Genomic DNA, 14,364 nt, shown 5'->3' with positions numbered 1-14,364 from the left:
TCGTGAACGAGTACGTGGAGGCCGACGCGCCCCCCGCGCCTGCCAACGCTGCCGTCACGCCCGCCGACGCCGCCGACGCGGCCCGGCTCGTCGCCTTCGGGCTGCAGCCCAAGCTGCAGCCCGCGCGCGACCAGGAGTACACCGAGCTGCTGCGCCGCTACCGCGAGGACCCGCCCTTCGCGCGGCTCGCGGACGCCGTGGCCGCCGGACTCGGCCTGGTCGTGCTGGAGGTGTCGCCCCGCGCCGGCATGGCCGTGACCGCCGCGGAGGACTCGGTGTTCGCCGTCCGCATGGGCGACTACGCGCGGCGCACCTCAGCCGACGGCAGCGACCGGTTCCTGCACGGACTCGCCCACCTCGCCGTCGCCGCGCTGGCCTTCCCGCGCCCCGAGGACCTGGCCGACGACGGCTACATCGGGCGGATCACGGTCAACGGCGTCGACACCTTCGTCCGGCAGGCCTGCCGCCGCCTGGAGGAGCGCGCCGACGAACGCGGCGAGAACACCGACCCGGCCAGCGACGCGCCCGGCCTGGAGGCCGCCTGGCGCATCTGGGCCAGACGCAGCGCGACCGGCGCCACCAAGGACGCCCGCCGGCTCGCCGGATCCACCACCGGCATCATCGGCAAGGCGGTCGTCTTCCTCACCGACTCGGGCTTCCTCCAGCGCACCGGCGACGACCAGGGCGGCACCTACCGCACGACGGCCCGCTACCAGCTCCAGGTACGGGACATGGCCGGCAGCGCCGCCATGGCCGAACTCCTTGAACTCGGCGTCGTCCCGGTCACCGACGGCACGGCCAGCCTGCTGCCCGCCGACGACAGCGACGACCTGGCCGCCGACGCCGGGCTGCCGTTCCACTCCTGACCGTCCCGAACCACCGCACCCTTCCCCAGATTTACGAGAGTCCGCCATGTACGAGCTGTCCCGGGTCCGCCTCTACTCCATCGGGCCCGCCGGTGCGCGCTACGCCGACACCGTGCTGGACCTGCGGGGCGTCGGCCGCCCGGTGCCCGACCCGGCCCCCACCCAGGCGGAGTTCTTCGAGGAGGAGCCGACCGGCCCGCCGCGCAGACCCGCGCCCGCCGGCGTCCTCTTCCTGGAGAACGGCGGCGGCAAGTCGGTCCTGCTCAAGCTGATCTTCTCGGTGATGCTGCCGGGCCACCGCAACACCCTCGGCGGCGCCAGCTCCGGCGTGCTGCGCAAGTTCCTGCTCGCCGACGACTGCGGACACGTCGCCCTGGAATGGCAGCACACGCTCACCGGCGAATCCGTGGTCGTCGGCAAGGTGAGCGAGTGGCGGGGACGGCAGGTCTCCAACGACCCGCGGAAGTTCGCCGAGGCCTGGTACTCGTTCCGGCCCGGACCAGGGCTCGCCCTGGACAACCTGCCGGTCGCCGAGTCCACCGCCGTACGGCCCCCCGTGGAAGGCGCCTCCGGAGCGCGGGGACGGCGGCGCACCATGAAGGGCTTCCGCGACGCCCTCACCGAGGCCGGCAAGGCGTACCCGCATCTGGAGGTTCACTGGGAGGAGATCCACGACCGCTGGATCGAGCACCTCGGCGACCTCGGCCTGGACCCCGAACTCTTCCGCTACCAGCGGGAGATGAACGCGGACGAGGGCGAGGCCGCCGGCCTCTTCGCGGTCAAGAAGGACTCCGACTTCACCGATCTGCTGCTGCGGGCCGTGACCGACACCCGCGACACCGACGGGCTCGCCGACCTGGTCGGCGGCTTCGGCAACAAACTCGGCCGCCGGGCCGAGCTGATCGCCGAACGCGACTTCACCGCCGGATCGGTGGACCTGCTCGGCCGGATCGTGGACGCCGCGGAAGCACGCTCGCGCGCGCGTGACATCCACACGGGCGCCGAGCGCCGCACCCGCACGCTCGCGCGCCGGCTGTCCGCGCGCGCCGCGCGGGAACGGGTGCGCGCCGCCGACCTCGCCCAGCGCGTCACCGCCGCCGCCTACGCCGTCACGCACTCCGAGGGCGCCCGCGAGCGCAGCGCCCGGATCGCCGCCGAACTCGCCTACCGGCACGCCTCGCTGGCCCTGGCCGTCGGCGAGAAGTCGGCCGCCGCGCAGAAACGCGAGCTGGCCGAGGCCCGCACCCTGCACTCGGCCTGGCAGGCCGCCGAAGCCGTGCTCCGCCACCGCGCCGCCGCCGACCGCGTCGCCCGGGTGTCCGCGGTCATCCAGGAGGCCGAGCGCGACGCCGCACCCGCGCTCGCCGCCCGCGCCAAGGCCGCTGCCGACCTCGTACGGGCCCTGCACGCCGCAGCCCAGAGTGCGGAGCACCTCGCCAACGAGGAGGAGGAGCGGTCCGCCGCCCTCCAGGAGGTCAGCGACGCGGCCCACCGGGACGCCACCTCGGCCGCCACCGAGGCACAGCGCGCCCGCAGCGAGGCCGGGCACCTGCGCCAGCGCCTCGGCGAGGTCGAGCAGGAGACCGCCGAGGCGGTCCGCGCCGGCTGGCTCGACGACAGCGCCCCGGACGCCGACCCGGCCCGCGCCGCCCTCGCGGCCAGCGACGCCGAGAAGACCGCCGTGGCCGCCTGGGACACCGCACGCGAGGCCTCCCGGAAGGCCGCCGAGCACGCACGCGAGGCGGCCTCCGCCGAGTCCCGCGCCGAACTCACCGCCGCCCGCGCCTTCGACGCCGCGAGCGCCGCCGAGCGGGCCTACGACGCCGAGAAGCGCCTGGCGACGGCCCTCGCCGCCGAGGAACGGCTCACCGAACTGCTGGGCCTCACCGGTTCCCGCACGACCATTCCGCGCCCCCGGGGCGAGGACACCGACGAGTCCCTCGGCGCCGAGGAACTCGACCGGTTCGCCGACGAGCTGCGCGAACTGCTCGACGACGCCGTCGGCTCCGCGGAACGGCACCTGTTCGAACTGCGCACCGCGGCCGCCGACGACTCCCGGATCCTCGGCGCCCTCGGCGACGGCGGCCTGCTCCCGCCCGGCCCCGACGTGCTGGCCACCGTCGAGTACCTCGGCGAGCACGGCATCCCGGCGCTCCCCGGCTGGCGTTATCTCGCCCAGGCGGTCGACCCCGCCGACCACGCGCGCGTGCTCGCCGCCCGCCCCGAACTCGTCGACGGCGTCATCATCACGGACCCGGACACCCACGCGCGCGCCCGCGAGACACTCGGCGAGGCCGCCCTGCTCCCGCGCTCCGCCGTCGCCGTCGGCACCGCCGCCGCCCTGCTCGCGCCGACCCCGGCCGCCGACGCCGCACTCGGCGACGTGTTCCTCGTCCCGCCGAACCCGGCCATGCACGACGAGCACGCCGCCGACGAGGAACGGCAGGCACTGCGCGCCCGTGCCACCGATCGGGACGAGGAGATCCGCGGCCTCGCCGCCCGGCTCGGCAAGGACCGTGAGCTGGCCGCGCGGCTCGCCTCCTGGCGCACCGGCTGCCCGGCCGGACGGCTCCTGGAGCTGGCCGGCACCGCCCGCGAGGCCCGCGCCTTCGCCGAGGAGTCCGAGGCCGAGCTGGCCGAGGCACGGACCCTGCGTGCCGAGACCGAGGAGGCGGCCGCCGAGACCGCTCAGGTACGCGATGAACGGCAGGAGGCGGCGCAGAAGGCCCGGCGCGCCGCCGACGCCCTCGCCGGCCTCGCGTTCCGGCTTCGGGAGCGGGCCGGCTGGCAGGTCAGACTGCGCGAACTCGCCGACGAGGCCGCCGAGTCGGAGGCCCGCGCCCAGTCCTGCCTGGACCGTGCCCGAGCCGCCGACGAGGACCGGCGCGGCGCCCAGCGCGCCGCCGACGACGCCCGCCGCACCGCCCGCGCGCTGCGCGCCGAGCGCGCCGAGATCGCCGGCGCCCCCGACGACGTGCCCGAAGCCGACGAGGACACCGCCAGGTCCTCGCTGCCCGCCCTGCGGGAGGCCTACCGGGCCGCCTCACAGGTGTACGAGAAGGTCGGCGTCGGCGCCGACCTCCGTGCCGAGCAGGCCCGTTCGGAGAGCGACGAGAGCGCCGCGCTCGCCGAACTGGAACGGCTGACCAACAAGGTCCGCACCCGCGCGGAGCAGCTGCTCGGCTCGCCCGACGGCTCCGACGGCCCGTCCCGGCAGGCCGCCGCGGCCCGCGCCGAGGAGCTGGTCCAGCTCCTGGAGACCCGGATGTCCACCGCCAGCGAGCAGCTCGGCCGGCTGCGCGGCGAGGCCGAACGGCACGCCCCCGAGGACGGCGAGGCGCACACCGAACTGCCCGAGGAGCTCCAGCCGCGCGACGCCGAGCACGCGCAGGCCCTGCTGCGCACCGCGACCGCCGAACTCGCCACCCGCACCGAGTCCCTGGCCGAGGCCCGGGAGGCGCACGCCGAACTGCAGGACGCCCACCGGGCGGCCGAGGACGCGGCCGGCGGCTTCGACGAGATCGCCGCCATGCTCCGCGACCTGCTGCGCGAACACGTCGCCGAGGAGGAGCAGGAGGAGCCCGAGCCCTACCCCGGCACCCTGGAGGAGGCCCGGCAGTCCGCCGCCGAGGCCCGCCGGTCGCTGCGCGGCTGCGCCGGTGACCTCTCCGCCGCCGAGTCCACCGTGCGCGAGGCGAGCGACGTCCTCGTCCGGCACGCCAACTCCACCCGCTACGAGGCGGTCCGCACGCCCGCGCGGCAGCAGATCCGGGAACTGCCCGCCTCCGCGCTGCCCGAGCACGCGCAGAAGTGGGCGGACGCCTTCGCGCCCCGACTGCGCGTGCTGACCGACGAGCTGGCCCAGCTGGAGCGCAACCGCGATTCCATCGTGGACCGGCTGCGCGGGCTCGTCGAGTCGGCCCTCGCGACCCTGCGGTCCGCCCAGCGGCTGTCCCGGCTGCCCGAAGGACTCGGCGAGTGGTCCGGGCAGGAGTTCCTGCGGATCCGCTTCGAGGAGCCCGACCAGGCCACCCTCGCCGAACGGCTCGGCGAGGTCATCGACGAGGCGACCAGGGCCGCCGTGAAGAAGAACTCCGACCTGCGGCGGGACGGCATGTCCCTGCTGCTGAGGGGCGTCGGGGCGGCCCTGCAGCCCAAGGGCGTGGCCGTCGAGATCCTCAAGCCGGACGCCGTGCTGCGCGCGGAGCGGGTGCCGGTGGGACAGATGGGGGACGTCTTCTCCGGCGGGCAGCTGCTCACCGCGGCCATCGCCCTGTACTGCACCATGGCCGCGCTCAGGTCGAACGACCGCGGCCGCGACAAGCACCGGCACGCGGGCACGCTGTTCCTCGACAACCCCATCGGACGGGCCAACGCCACCTATCTGCTGGAACTCCAGCGGGCCGTGTCCGACGCGCTGGGCGTGCAGCTGCTCTACACGACCGGACTGTTCGACACCACCGCGCTGGCCGAGTTCCCGCTGGTCATCCGGTTGCGGAACGACGCCGACCTCAGGGCCGGGCTGAAGTACATCAGCGTCGAGGAGCACCTGCGCCCCGGGCTGCCGCAGCAGCCGCAGGCCGGGGAGGCCGGGCACAGCGAGATCACGGCGACCCGCATGTACCGGAAGCCGTCGGCCTGAGGCCCCGGTCTCCCGGGGCGCCCATCGGTCTCAGGAGTGGGACAGCTGCCCGGCGCCACCGCGCCGCCGGGCAGCGCGCCGCTCACGGCGGAGCGAACGCGCCGTGCTGCTCGGCTCCGAGACCACGCCGTAACGCTGGTTCCACACCTGACGGGTCACCAGCACGTCCACCGCGCCCCAGGTGGCCGCCACCGTGCTCGCCACACTGCTGATCACCATCGGGAACGCCAGCCAGGACTCCGCCATCGTGCAGAAGAACGCCACCATGGCCTGGATCAGCGTGACGGCGACTATGATCAGCGCCCGCACCGCCGACCTGCGCACCGGATCGGGCATCCGGTACCGCTTGGCGGGCTCCTCGACCCACAACGGCCGGTACTGCGCCTCTTCCCGCGCCTGCTCCGCCGTGCCGTCCTCGGACGCCGAGCGTCGCTGAGCCGTCCCCATCAAGGTGTCACTCCCCACCGCCGACAGACCCCGTCGCACCCGGGTCCCACGACCCCGGCTCCCCTGTGGCTGCCCGGCTTGCGCTGTTTTACGCTGCCCGGATGCGAACTACGGCTCCTGTGGCCGATTTCGCACCCGTCGCCCACCAACAAGGACGAACGAACTCGCCCGAAGATTCCCCACCGGTGAAAAATTCCGGCCAATTGATCCTTCGGGCCGTTCCCGCCCTCACGCACGCGAAGTCGGCACGATCGCGGCGGCAATCTCCCGTAATGCCCGGACATCTCTCCCCGTGGCGTCCCCATGTCCCGGCCCGGCGGCGGAGGTTCACCGTCCCGACACGCCTTCGAGTTATCCACGCGGCGGTAGTAGGCTCGCGCCGTTTGTTGACGTACACGTGTACCCCCGGCCGGCGGGGGTCGAGCTGGGGGAGGCCATGCGCTTTCGCGGGAAGTCGATCCGCCGGAAGATCGTGGCGCTGCTTCTCGTGCCGCTGGTGTCCCTGACCGCCGTCTGGGGTTTCGCGGCCGTGCTCACGGGCCGCGAGGTCACCCGGATGTTGCACGTGTCGCACACCGTGGAGGACCTCGGCTACCCCGCCGAGGACACCGCCCGGGTCCTCCAGCAGGAACGCCGGCAGACCCTCGTCTACCTCGCCGACCCGCGCGCCGCCGACGCCCTCGCCGCCCTGTACCGCACCCGCGCGGCCACCGACACCGCCGTCGCCGAACTGCGCGGGAACGCCGGCAGGCAGAGCGCCCGCGACGGCATGAGCGCCGACGACACCGAACGGCTCACCGCCGTCCTCGACGCGTTCGAGGGCATCGGCGCCCTGCGCCACAGCGTCGAACAGGGCACCGTCAGCCGCGCCCAGGCCCTCGACCTCTACAACCGCGTGGTCGACCCCTGCTACACGCTGCTCGCCTCCCTCGGCGGGCTCGACGACGTCGAGATGGACAAGCAGGCCCGCGCGCTCGTCAACGTCACCCGCGCCCGCGAACTCCTCTCCCGCGAGGACGCCCTGCTCGGCTCCGCCCTCGTGGTCGGCAGGATCTCCCGCACCGAGACCCGCCAGATATCCGACCTCGTCGCCCAGCGCACCCTCCTGTACGACATCAGCCTGCCGCTGCTGCCCGCGTCGGAACGCGACCGCTTCGACCGCTTCTGGAAGAACGCCACGACCGCCCCACTGCGCGCCGCGGAGAAATCCGTCACCGACGCCGGGTCCGGCGTGCCGAACGACGTCACCGCCAAGAGCTGGGACACCTCCGCCGGCATCGTCCTCGACGAACTGCGCACCCTCGACGACCAGCTCGGCGACCGCTACCAGGACCGCATCCGGCCCGTCGCGGTCGGCGTGATCGTGCAGGCGGCCGTCGTCGGCGTCCTCGGCCTGGTCGCCGTGCTCTTCTCGCTGATCGTGTCGGTCCGGGTCGGCCGGAGCCTCATCCGCGACCTGCGGTTGCTGCGGCAGGAGGCGCACGAGGCCTCCGGGATCCGGCTGCCGAGCGTGATGCGCCGGCTGTCCGCGGGCGAAGAGGTCGACGTGGAGACCGAGGTCCCGCGCCTCGAATACGACAGGAACGAGATCGGCGAGGTCGGCCAGGCCCTCAACACCCTGCAGCGCGCCGCCGTGGAAGCCGCCGTCAAGCAGGCCGAACTGCGCTCCGGCGTCTCCGAGGTCTTCGTCAACCTCGCCCGCCGGAGCCAGGTACTGCTGCACAAGCAGCTCACCCTGCTCGACACCATGGAGCGCAGGACCGAGGACACCGACGAACTCGCCGACCTGTTCCGCCTCGACCACCTCACCACCCGCATGCGCCGGCACGCCGAGGGCCTGGTGATCCTCTCCGGAGCGGCCCCCTCCCGGCAGTGGCGGCGCCCCGTCCAGCTGATGGACGTGGTGCGCGCCGCCGTGGCCGAGGTCGAGGACTACGAGCGCATCGAGGTCCGCCGGCTCCCCCGGGTCGCCGTCACCGGCCCCGCCGTCGCCGACCTCACCCACCTGGTGGCCGAACTCCTGGAGAACTCCACGGTGTTCTCGCCGCCGCACACCGCCGTCCAGGTGCTCGGCGAACGAGTCGCCAACGGCTTCACCCTGGAGATCCACGACCGGGGACTCGGCATGGCGGCCGAGGCGCTCCTCGACGCCAACCTGCGGCTCGCCGAGACCCCCGAGTTCGAGCTGTCCGACACCGACCGGCTCGGCCTGTTCGTGGTCAGCCGCCTCGCACAGCGCCAGAACGTCCGGGTCTCGCTCCAGCCGTCGCCCTACGGAGGCACCACCGCCGTCGTCTTCATCCCCGACCTGCTGCTGACCGACGACATCCCCGACACCAACGGAGTCGGCTTCCGCCTGGACCGCTCCCGGCCCGCCGCGCAGACCGGCGCCGAGGAGAGCCGCGCCGGCACCCTCGCCCAGGTGCCCGCGCAGCGCCCTGGGCTGCCGACCGCGCTGCTGGGCGGCCCGGTCGAGTTGGAGGCACCCGTCGACCTGGACGCCCTCGACGGCTTTCCCGGCGCCCTCGGCGAGGAGGACAGCGAGCGCGGCGGCCTGTTCCGCCCCCGCCGCTCCCTCGCCCACCCCGACGACGACACGGAGCCGGCCGTGAGCGAGCTGCGTCAGCCCGCACCGGACGCCGCGGACGGCTTCCGCGACGAGCGTCCCGGCTCTCCGGTGCCGCTGCCCCGGCGAAGCGCCCCCAAGCTGGTCAGCTCGCACGGCAAGCCCGTCACCGAGCCACGCTCCCGCCGCACCGGACCCGACGAGCGGGACCCGGCGGACCCGGGGCGCCCCGAACCCGGCGGTCTCGCCCCGCTGCCCTCACGCCGCCGCACCGATCCGTCCGGGCAGGGCTCCGGCCGGCCGGACGGCCGCGACGGGCGGCACACGGCGGCCGACGCGGACAGCGCCGCCGAACCCGCCGGGCCCCCGGCCCTGCCCCGCCGTACCCGCCGCCCCGCGATCGGCTCCGGCAGCGGCACCGACGACTCCGTCCCGCCCCTCGGCAGCACACCCGTCGAGGCCGCTCCCGGCAGCCGGCCGCTGCCCAGGCGGGTACGGCAGGCCAACCTGGCCCCACAGCTGCGGCAGGACCCGGCCCGACCCGCCGGGTCCGAGCAGGAACCCGCCGAGCGCGACGCCGACGAGGTCCGCAGCCGCATGGCCTCGCTCCAGCGCGGCTGGCAGCGCGGCCGGGCGGAGAACACCGCGGGCGACGCGTCCGGCAACGACACAGCACGAGGAACGACTAAGGGGGACGGTCGATGACCGATCCGAAGGCGACCGGCCGCACGGCGACGAGCAAGGGCGAGCTGAACTGGCTCCTGGACGACCTGGTCGACCGGGTCGCGAGCATCCGCAAGGCCGTCGTGCTCTCCGGCGACGGCCTGGCCATGGGGGTCTCCAAGGACCTCACCAGGGAGGACGGCGAGCACCTGGCGGCCGTGGCCTCCGGCTTCCACAGCCTCGCCAAGGGCGTCGGCCGCCACTTCGAGGCGGGCAGCGTCCGGCAGACCGTCGTCGAGCTCGACGACGCCTTCCTCTTCGTCACGGCGGCCGGCGACGGCAGCTGCCTGGCCGTCCTGTCCGACGCGGACTCCGACGTCGGCCAGGTCGCGTACGAGATGACGCTCCTGGTCAAGCGGGTCGGCGCACATCTGGTGTCCGCTCCGCGCACCGATCTGCCCGCGGGCGGGTAGTGGGATGACATGAGCGGAGACGGTCAGGGAAGAAGTCACTGGTTCGACGACGAGGCCGGTCCGGTCGTCCGTCCGTACGCCATGACGCGGGGCCGCACCACCAGCGCGGCCCAGCACCGCCTCGATCTGATCGCGGTGGTCGTCACGGAGCCGCACGCGGACGACCCGGAGGACGACCGGATGCTGTCCCCGGAGCACGTCGACATCGTCGAGCTCTGCCGTGACACCCCGCAGTCGGTCGCTGAGCTGGCGTCCGGACTCGACCTGCCCGTCGGAGTCGTCCGGGTCCTCGTCGGCGACCTCGTCGATGGAGAACTCGTGCACGTCAACCGGCCGGTCCCCCCGGCCGAGCTGGTGGACGAGAGTATTCTGCGCGACGTGATCAACGGCCTCCGGGCGCTGTGACCGGCGCGGATACGGAGTGGTGACGTGACAGGCTGGCAGTTCTGGGTCGACCGGGGCGGAACGTTCACCGACGTCGTCGCGCGGCGCCCGGACGGCCGGCTGCTGACCCACAAACTGCTCTCCGACAACCCCGAGCGGTACGCCGACGCCGCCGTGGCCGGCGTCCGTGAACTGCTCGCGGGCTCCGGCGAGCGGGTCGACGCCGTCCGGATGGGCACCACCGTCGCCACCAACGCGCTGCTGGAACGCAAGGGCGAGCGCACCCTGCTCGTCGTCACCCGCGGCTTCCGCGACGCCCTGCGCATCGCCTACCAGAACCGCCCCCGCATCTTCGCCCGCCGCATCGACCTTCCCGAGCCGCTCTACGAGCGGGTCGTCGAGGCGGACGAGCGGATCGCCGCCGACGGGACCGTCCTGCGCGCCCCTGACCTGGACGCCCTCGCGGGCCCGCTCCAGGACGCCTACGACGACGGGATCCGGGCCGTCGCCGTCGTCTGCATGCACAGCCATCTCCACCCCGCGCACGAGCAGGCGATCGGCGAGCTGGCGGCCCGCACCGGCTTCCCGCAGATCTCGCTGTCCAGCGAGGTCAGCCCGCTGATGAAGCTCGTGCCGCGCGGCGACACCGCGGTCGTCGACGCCTACCTCTCGCCGGTCCTGCGCCGCTACGTCCGCCGGGTCGCCGACGACCTCGACGACGTCCGGCTGATGTTCATGCAGTCCAACGGCGGGCTCGCCGAGGCCGGACAGTTCCGCGGCAAGGACGCCGTCCTGTCCGGACCGGCCGGAGGGATCGTCGGCATGGCCCGGATGTCGCAGCTCGCGGGCTTCGACCGGGTCATCGGCTTCGACATGGGCGGCACCTCCACCGACGTCTCCCACTTCGCCGGCTCGTACGAACGCGTCTTCACCACCCAGCTCGCGGGCGTCCGGCTGCGCGCCCCCATGCTGGACATCCACACCGTCGCCGCGGGCGGCGGCTCGGTGCTGCACTTCGACGGCTCCCGCTACCGCGTCGGCCCCGACTCGGCGGGCGCCGACCCGGGCCCCGCCTGCTACCGCGACGACGGCCCGCTCACCGTCACCGACGCCAACGTGATGCTCGGCCGGATCCAGCCCGCCCACTTCCCCCGCGTGTTCGGCCCCGACGGCGACCAGCCGCTCGACGACGCCCTGGTCGGCGACCGCTTCACCGACCTGGCACGGGAGATCCGCGAACGGACCGGCGACGACCGGACACCGGAACAGGTCGCCGAGGGCTACCTGAGCATCGCCGTGGCCAACATCGCCAACGCCGTGAAACGGATCTCCGTCCAGAAGGGCCACGACGTCACCCGGTACGCCCTCACCACCTTCGGCGGGGCGGGCGGCCAGCACGCCTGCAGGGTCGCCGACGCGCTCGGCATCCGCACCGTCCTGGTCCCGCCCATGGCGGGACTCCTGTCCGCACTCGGCATCGGGCTGGCCGACACCACCGCCATGCGCGAACAGTCCGTCGAGGTGCCCCTGGAGCCCGCCGCGATGCCCGGCGTCCGCAGGACCGCCGACGACCTGGAGGCCGCGGCCCGCTCCGAACTCCTCGCCGAGGACGTCCCCGAGGAGCGCATCGACGTCACCCGCCGCGCCCAGCTCCGCTACGACGGCACCGACACCACCCTCACCGTCGAGCTCACCGAGCCCGACGCCATGAGACACGCCTTCGAAGAACGCCATCGCGCCACGTACTCCTTCACCCTCGACCGCCCGGTCGTCGTCGAAGCCCTCTCCGTGGAAGCCACCGGCATCACCCCACCCCCCGATCCCCGCGCCCTCGCCCCGTACGAAGGCCGCCCCGCCGCCCCGGAGAGCGTCCGCCTGCACACCGGCGGCACCTGGCGCGACGTATCCCTGCACCGCCGCGAGTGCCTTCCTCCCGGCGAGCCCGTCACCGGACCGGCGATCATCGCCGAGGCCGGGGCCACGACCGTCGTCGACGACGGCTGGCGGGCCACGGCGACCGACGACGGGCATCTGGTCATGGAACGGGCGGCGGTCACGGAGAGTTCCGATCTCGGCACGGAAGCCGACCCCGTCCTGCTGGAGGTCTTCAACAACCTCTTCATGTCCATCGCCGAGCAGATGGGTGCCCGGCTGGAGTCCACCGCCCAGTCCGTCAACATCAAGGAACGCCTGGACTTCTCCTGCGCCCTCTTCGACCCGGACGGGAACCTGGTGGCCAACGCCCCGCACATCCCCGTCCACCTGGGCTCCATGGGCACCAGCGTGAAGGAGGTCGTCCGCCGCCGCGGCACCTCGATGCGCCCCGGCGACACCTACGCCGTCAACGACCCGTACCACGGCGGCACCCACCTCCCCGACGTCACCGTGATCACCCCGGTCTTCGGCACCCAGGGTGACCGGATCCTCTTCCACGTCGCCTCCCGCGGCCACCACGCCGAGATCGGCGGCATCGCCCCCGGCTCGATGCCGGCCGACAGCCGCACCATCGAGGAGGAAGGCGTCCTCTTCGACAACTGGCTGCTCGCCGAGGACGGCCGGTTCCGCGAGACCGAGACCCGCGCGCTGCTCGCCGGCGCCCGCCATCCCTCCCGCAACATCCGCACCAACCTCGCCGACCTGCGCGCGCAGATCGCCGCCAACCGCAAGGGCGTCGACGAAGTCGGCCGCATGATCGAGGAGTACGGCCTCGACGTCGTCCAGGCCTACATGCGGCACGTCCAGGACAACGCGGAGGAAGCGGTCCGCCGCGTCGTCGACGCCCTGGACGACGGTGCGTACGCCTACGAGACCGACTCCGGAGCCGTCATCCGGGTACGCGTGCGCGTGGACCGCGAGAACCGGCGCGCGACCGTCGACTTCACCGGCACCTCCGCGCAACTGGACACCAACTTCAACGCCCCCTCCGCCGTCGTCCACGCGGCCGTGCTGTACGTCTTCCGCACCCTGGTCGCCGACGACATCCCGCTCAACGACGGCTGCCTGCGCCCCCTGGACATCGTCGTACCGCCCGGCTCGATGCTCGCCCCCGAGCCGCCGGCCGCGGTCGTCGCGGGCAACGTCGAGACCTCCCAGGCCATCACCGGCGCCCTCTACGCGGCGCTCGGCGTGCAGGCCGAGGGCTCCGGCACCATGAACAACGTCACCTTCGGCAACGAGCACCACCAGTACTACGAGACCGTCGCCTCCGGATCCGGGGCGGGCGACGGCTTCCCCGGCGCGAGCGTCGTACAGACGCACATGACCAACTCCCGGCTCACCGACCCGGAAGTCCTGGAGTGGCGGCTGCCCGTGCGGCTCGACGAGTTCGCCGTACGGCACGGCAGCGGCGGCGCCGGCCGCTGGCACGGCGGCGACGGCGCGGTCCGCCGGATCCGCTTCCTCGAACCCATGACCGTCTCCACCCTGTCCCAGCACCGCCGGGTCCCGCCGTACGGCATGGCCGGCGGCGCACCCGGCACGCTCGGCGCGAACCGCGTGGAGCGTGCCGACGGGACGGTGACCGAACTCGGCGGCAGCGACAGCACGGACGTCGGCGCCGACGACGTACTGGTCGTCGAGACACCGGGCGGCGGCGGATACGGACGGCCGTCACCCGACCCCGGCAAGAACGATCCCCACCAGGAACGACCCCATCAAGCAGGAGAAGAGATCGATGATCTTCGGGCGATCTGAGCGCGGCAAGCCCCCGGTCGAGCCCGTCACGCTCAAGATCCTCGTGGCCGGCGGATTCGGCGTGGGCAAGACCACGCTGGTCGGCGCGGTGAGCGAGATCAGGCCGCTGCGCACCGAGGAGGTGCTCACCGAGGCCGGGCGGCCGATCGACGACACCGACGGCGTCGAGGGCAAGCACACCACCACCGTCGCCATGGACTTCGGCCGCATCACCCTGCGCGAGGACCTGGTGCTGTACCTGTTCGGCACGCCCGGACAGGAGCGGTTCTGGTTCATGTGGGACGAGCTGTCCGAGGGCGCGCTGGGTGCCGTCGTGCTCGCCGACACACGCCGTCTGGAGGACTGCTTCGCCGCCGTCGACTACTTCGAGCGGCGCTCCATACCGTTCGTGATCGGCGTCAACTGCTTCGAGGAAGCCGACCGTTACCCGGCCGAGGACGTCAGCAAGGCCCTGGACCTCGACCCGGACGTCCCCGTCCTGCTGTGCGACGCCCGGGACCGCGCGTCGGCCAAGGAGGTGCTGATCGGCGTGGTCCAGCACGCGATGGCGTACGCGGCCGACCGGGGCCGGGCCGTCACCACCTGACGCTCCGGCACGGCCCGTACCCCCGCCGACCGGGGTACGGGCCG

General features: G+C 73.7%; 8 protein-coding genes. 7 read left to right on the top strand and 1 reads right to left on the bottom strand.

What is annotated here, in order from left to right:
- The first annotated feature begins 2 nt into the window (after nucleotides 1–2).
- Both ACIRQ9_RS28405 and ACIRQ9_RS28400 read left to right on the top strand, forming a co-directional pair.
- Nucleotides 3–866: a hypothetical protein gene (locus ACIRQ9_RS28405; RefSeq protein ID WP_404179380.1), complete on the top strand. Its 864-nt coding sequence runs from the start codon at nucleotides 3–5 to the stop codon at nucleotides 864–866.
- Nucleotides 867–912: 46 nt separating this feature from the next.
- The gene (locus ACIRQ9_RS28400) at nucleotides 913–5,508 is read left to right on the top strand and encodes a hypothetical protein (RefSeq protein WP_404179377.1); all 4,596 of its coding nucleotides are present in this window, start codon (nucleotides 913–915) and stop codon (nucleotides 5,506–5,508) included.
- A 30-nt stretch (nucleotides 5,509–5,538) separates the two neighbouring features.
- Here the strand turns inward: ACIRQ9_RS28400 and ACIRQ9_RS28395 are convergent, their stop codons facing one another.
- Nucleotides 5,539–5,955 carry a hypothetical protein gene (locus ACIRQ9_RS28395; RefSeq protein WP_404179374.1) on the bottom strand — a complete coding sequence of 139 codons (417 nt, stop codon included), beginning with the start codon at nucleotides 5,953–5,955 and terminating at the stop codon, nucleotides 5,539–5,541.
- Between the two features lie 436 nt (nucleotides 5,956–6,391).
- On the opposite strand from ACIRQ9_RS28395, the gene ACIRQ9_RS28390 reads away from it, so the two are divergent.
- The 5 genes from ACIRQ9_RS28390 to ACIRQ9_RS28370 are packed head-to-tail and all read left to right on the top strand — an operon-like array spanning nucleotide 6,392 to nucleotide 14,320.
- A complete protein-coding gene (locus tag ACIRQ9_RS28390) occupies nucleotides 6,392–9,226 on the top strand; it encodes a nitrate- and nitrite sensing domain-containing protein (RefSeq protein ID WP_404179371.1) in 2,835 nt (944 codons plus the stop codon).
- Nucleotides 9,223–9,657, top strand: coding sequence for a roadblock/LC7 domain-containing protein (locus tag ACIRQ9_RS28385; protein WP_404179368.1), 435 nt, complete (start codon nucleotides 9,223–9,225; stop codon nucleotides 9,655–9,657). Before ACIRQ9_RS28390 ends, ACIRQ9_RS28385 begins: the two co-directional genes overlap by 4 nt.
- 9 nt (nucleotides 9,658–9,666) lie before the next feature.
- The gene (locus ACIRQ9_RS28380; RefSeq protein WP_351319941.1) at nucleotides 9,667–10,062 is read left to right on the top strand and encodes a DUF742 domain-containing protein; all 396 of its coding nucleotides are present in this window, start codon (nucleotides 9,667–9,669) and stop codon (nucleotides 10,060–10,062) included.
- Nucleotides 10,063–10,086: 24 nt separating this feature from the next.
- Nucleotides 10,087–13,734 carry a hydantoinase B/oxoprolinase family protein gene (locus tag ACIRQ9_RS28375; protein ID WP_404179365.1) on the top strand — a complete coding sequence of 1,216 codons (3,648 nt, stop codon included), beginning with the start codon at nucleotides 10,087–10,089 and terminating at the stop codon, nucleotides 13,732–13,734.
- Nucleotides 13,715–14,320 carry a GTP-binding protein gene (locus ACIRQ9_RS28370; protein WP_404179362.1) on the top strand — a complete coding sequence of 202 codons (606 nt, stop codon included), beginning with the start codon at nucleotides 13,715–13,717 and terminating at the stop codon, nucleotides 14,318–14,320. Before ACIRQ9_RS28375 ends, ACIRQ9_RS28370 begins: the two co-directional genes overlap by 20 nt.
- Nucleotides 14,321–14,364 lie beyond the last annotated feature (44 nt).

The organism is Streptomyces sp. NPDC101237 (genome assembly GCF_044767465.1).
Taxonomy (GTDB): domain Bacteria; phylum Actinomycetota; class Actinomycetes; order Streptomycetales; family Streptomycetaceae; genus Streptomyces; species Streptomyces gramineus.
Note: the sequence above shows the minus strand (reverse complement) of the source record. Positions and strands in the feature narration are given on the sequence as shown.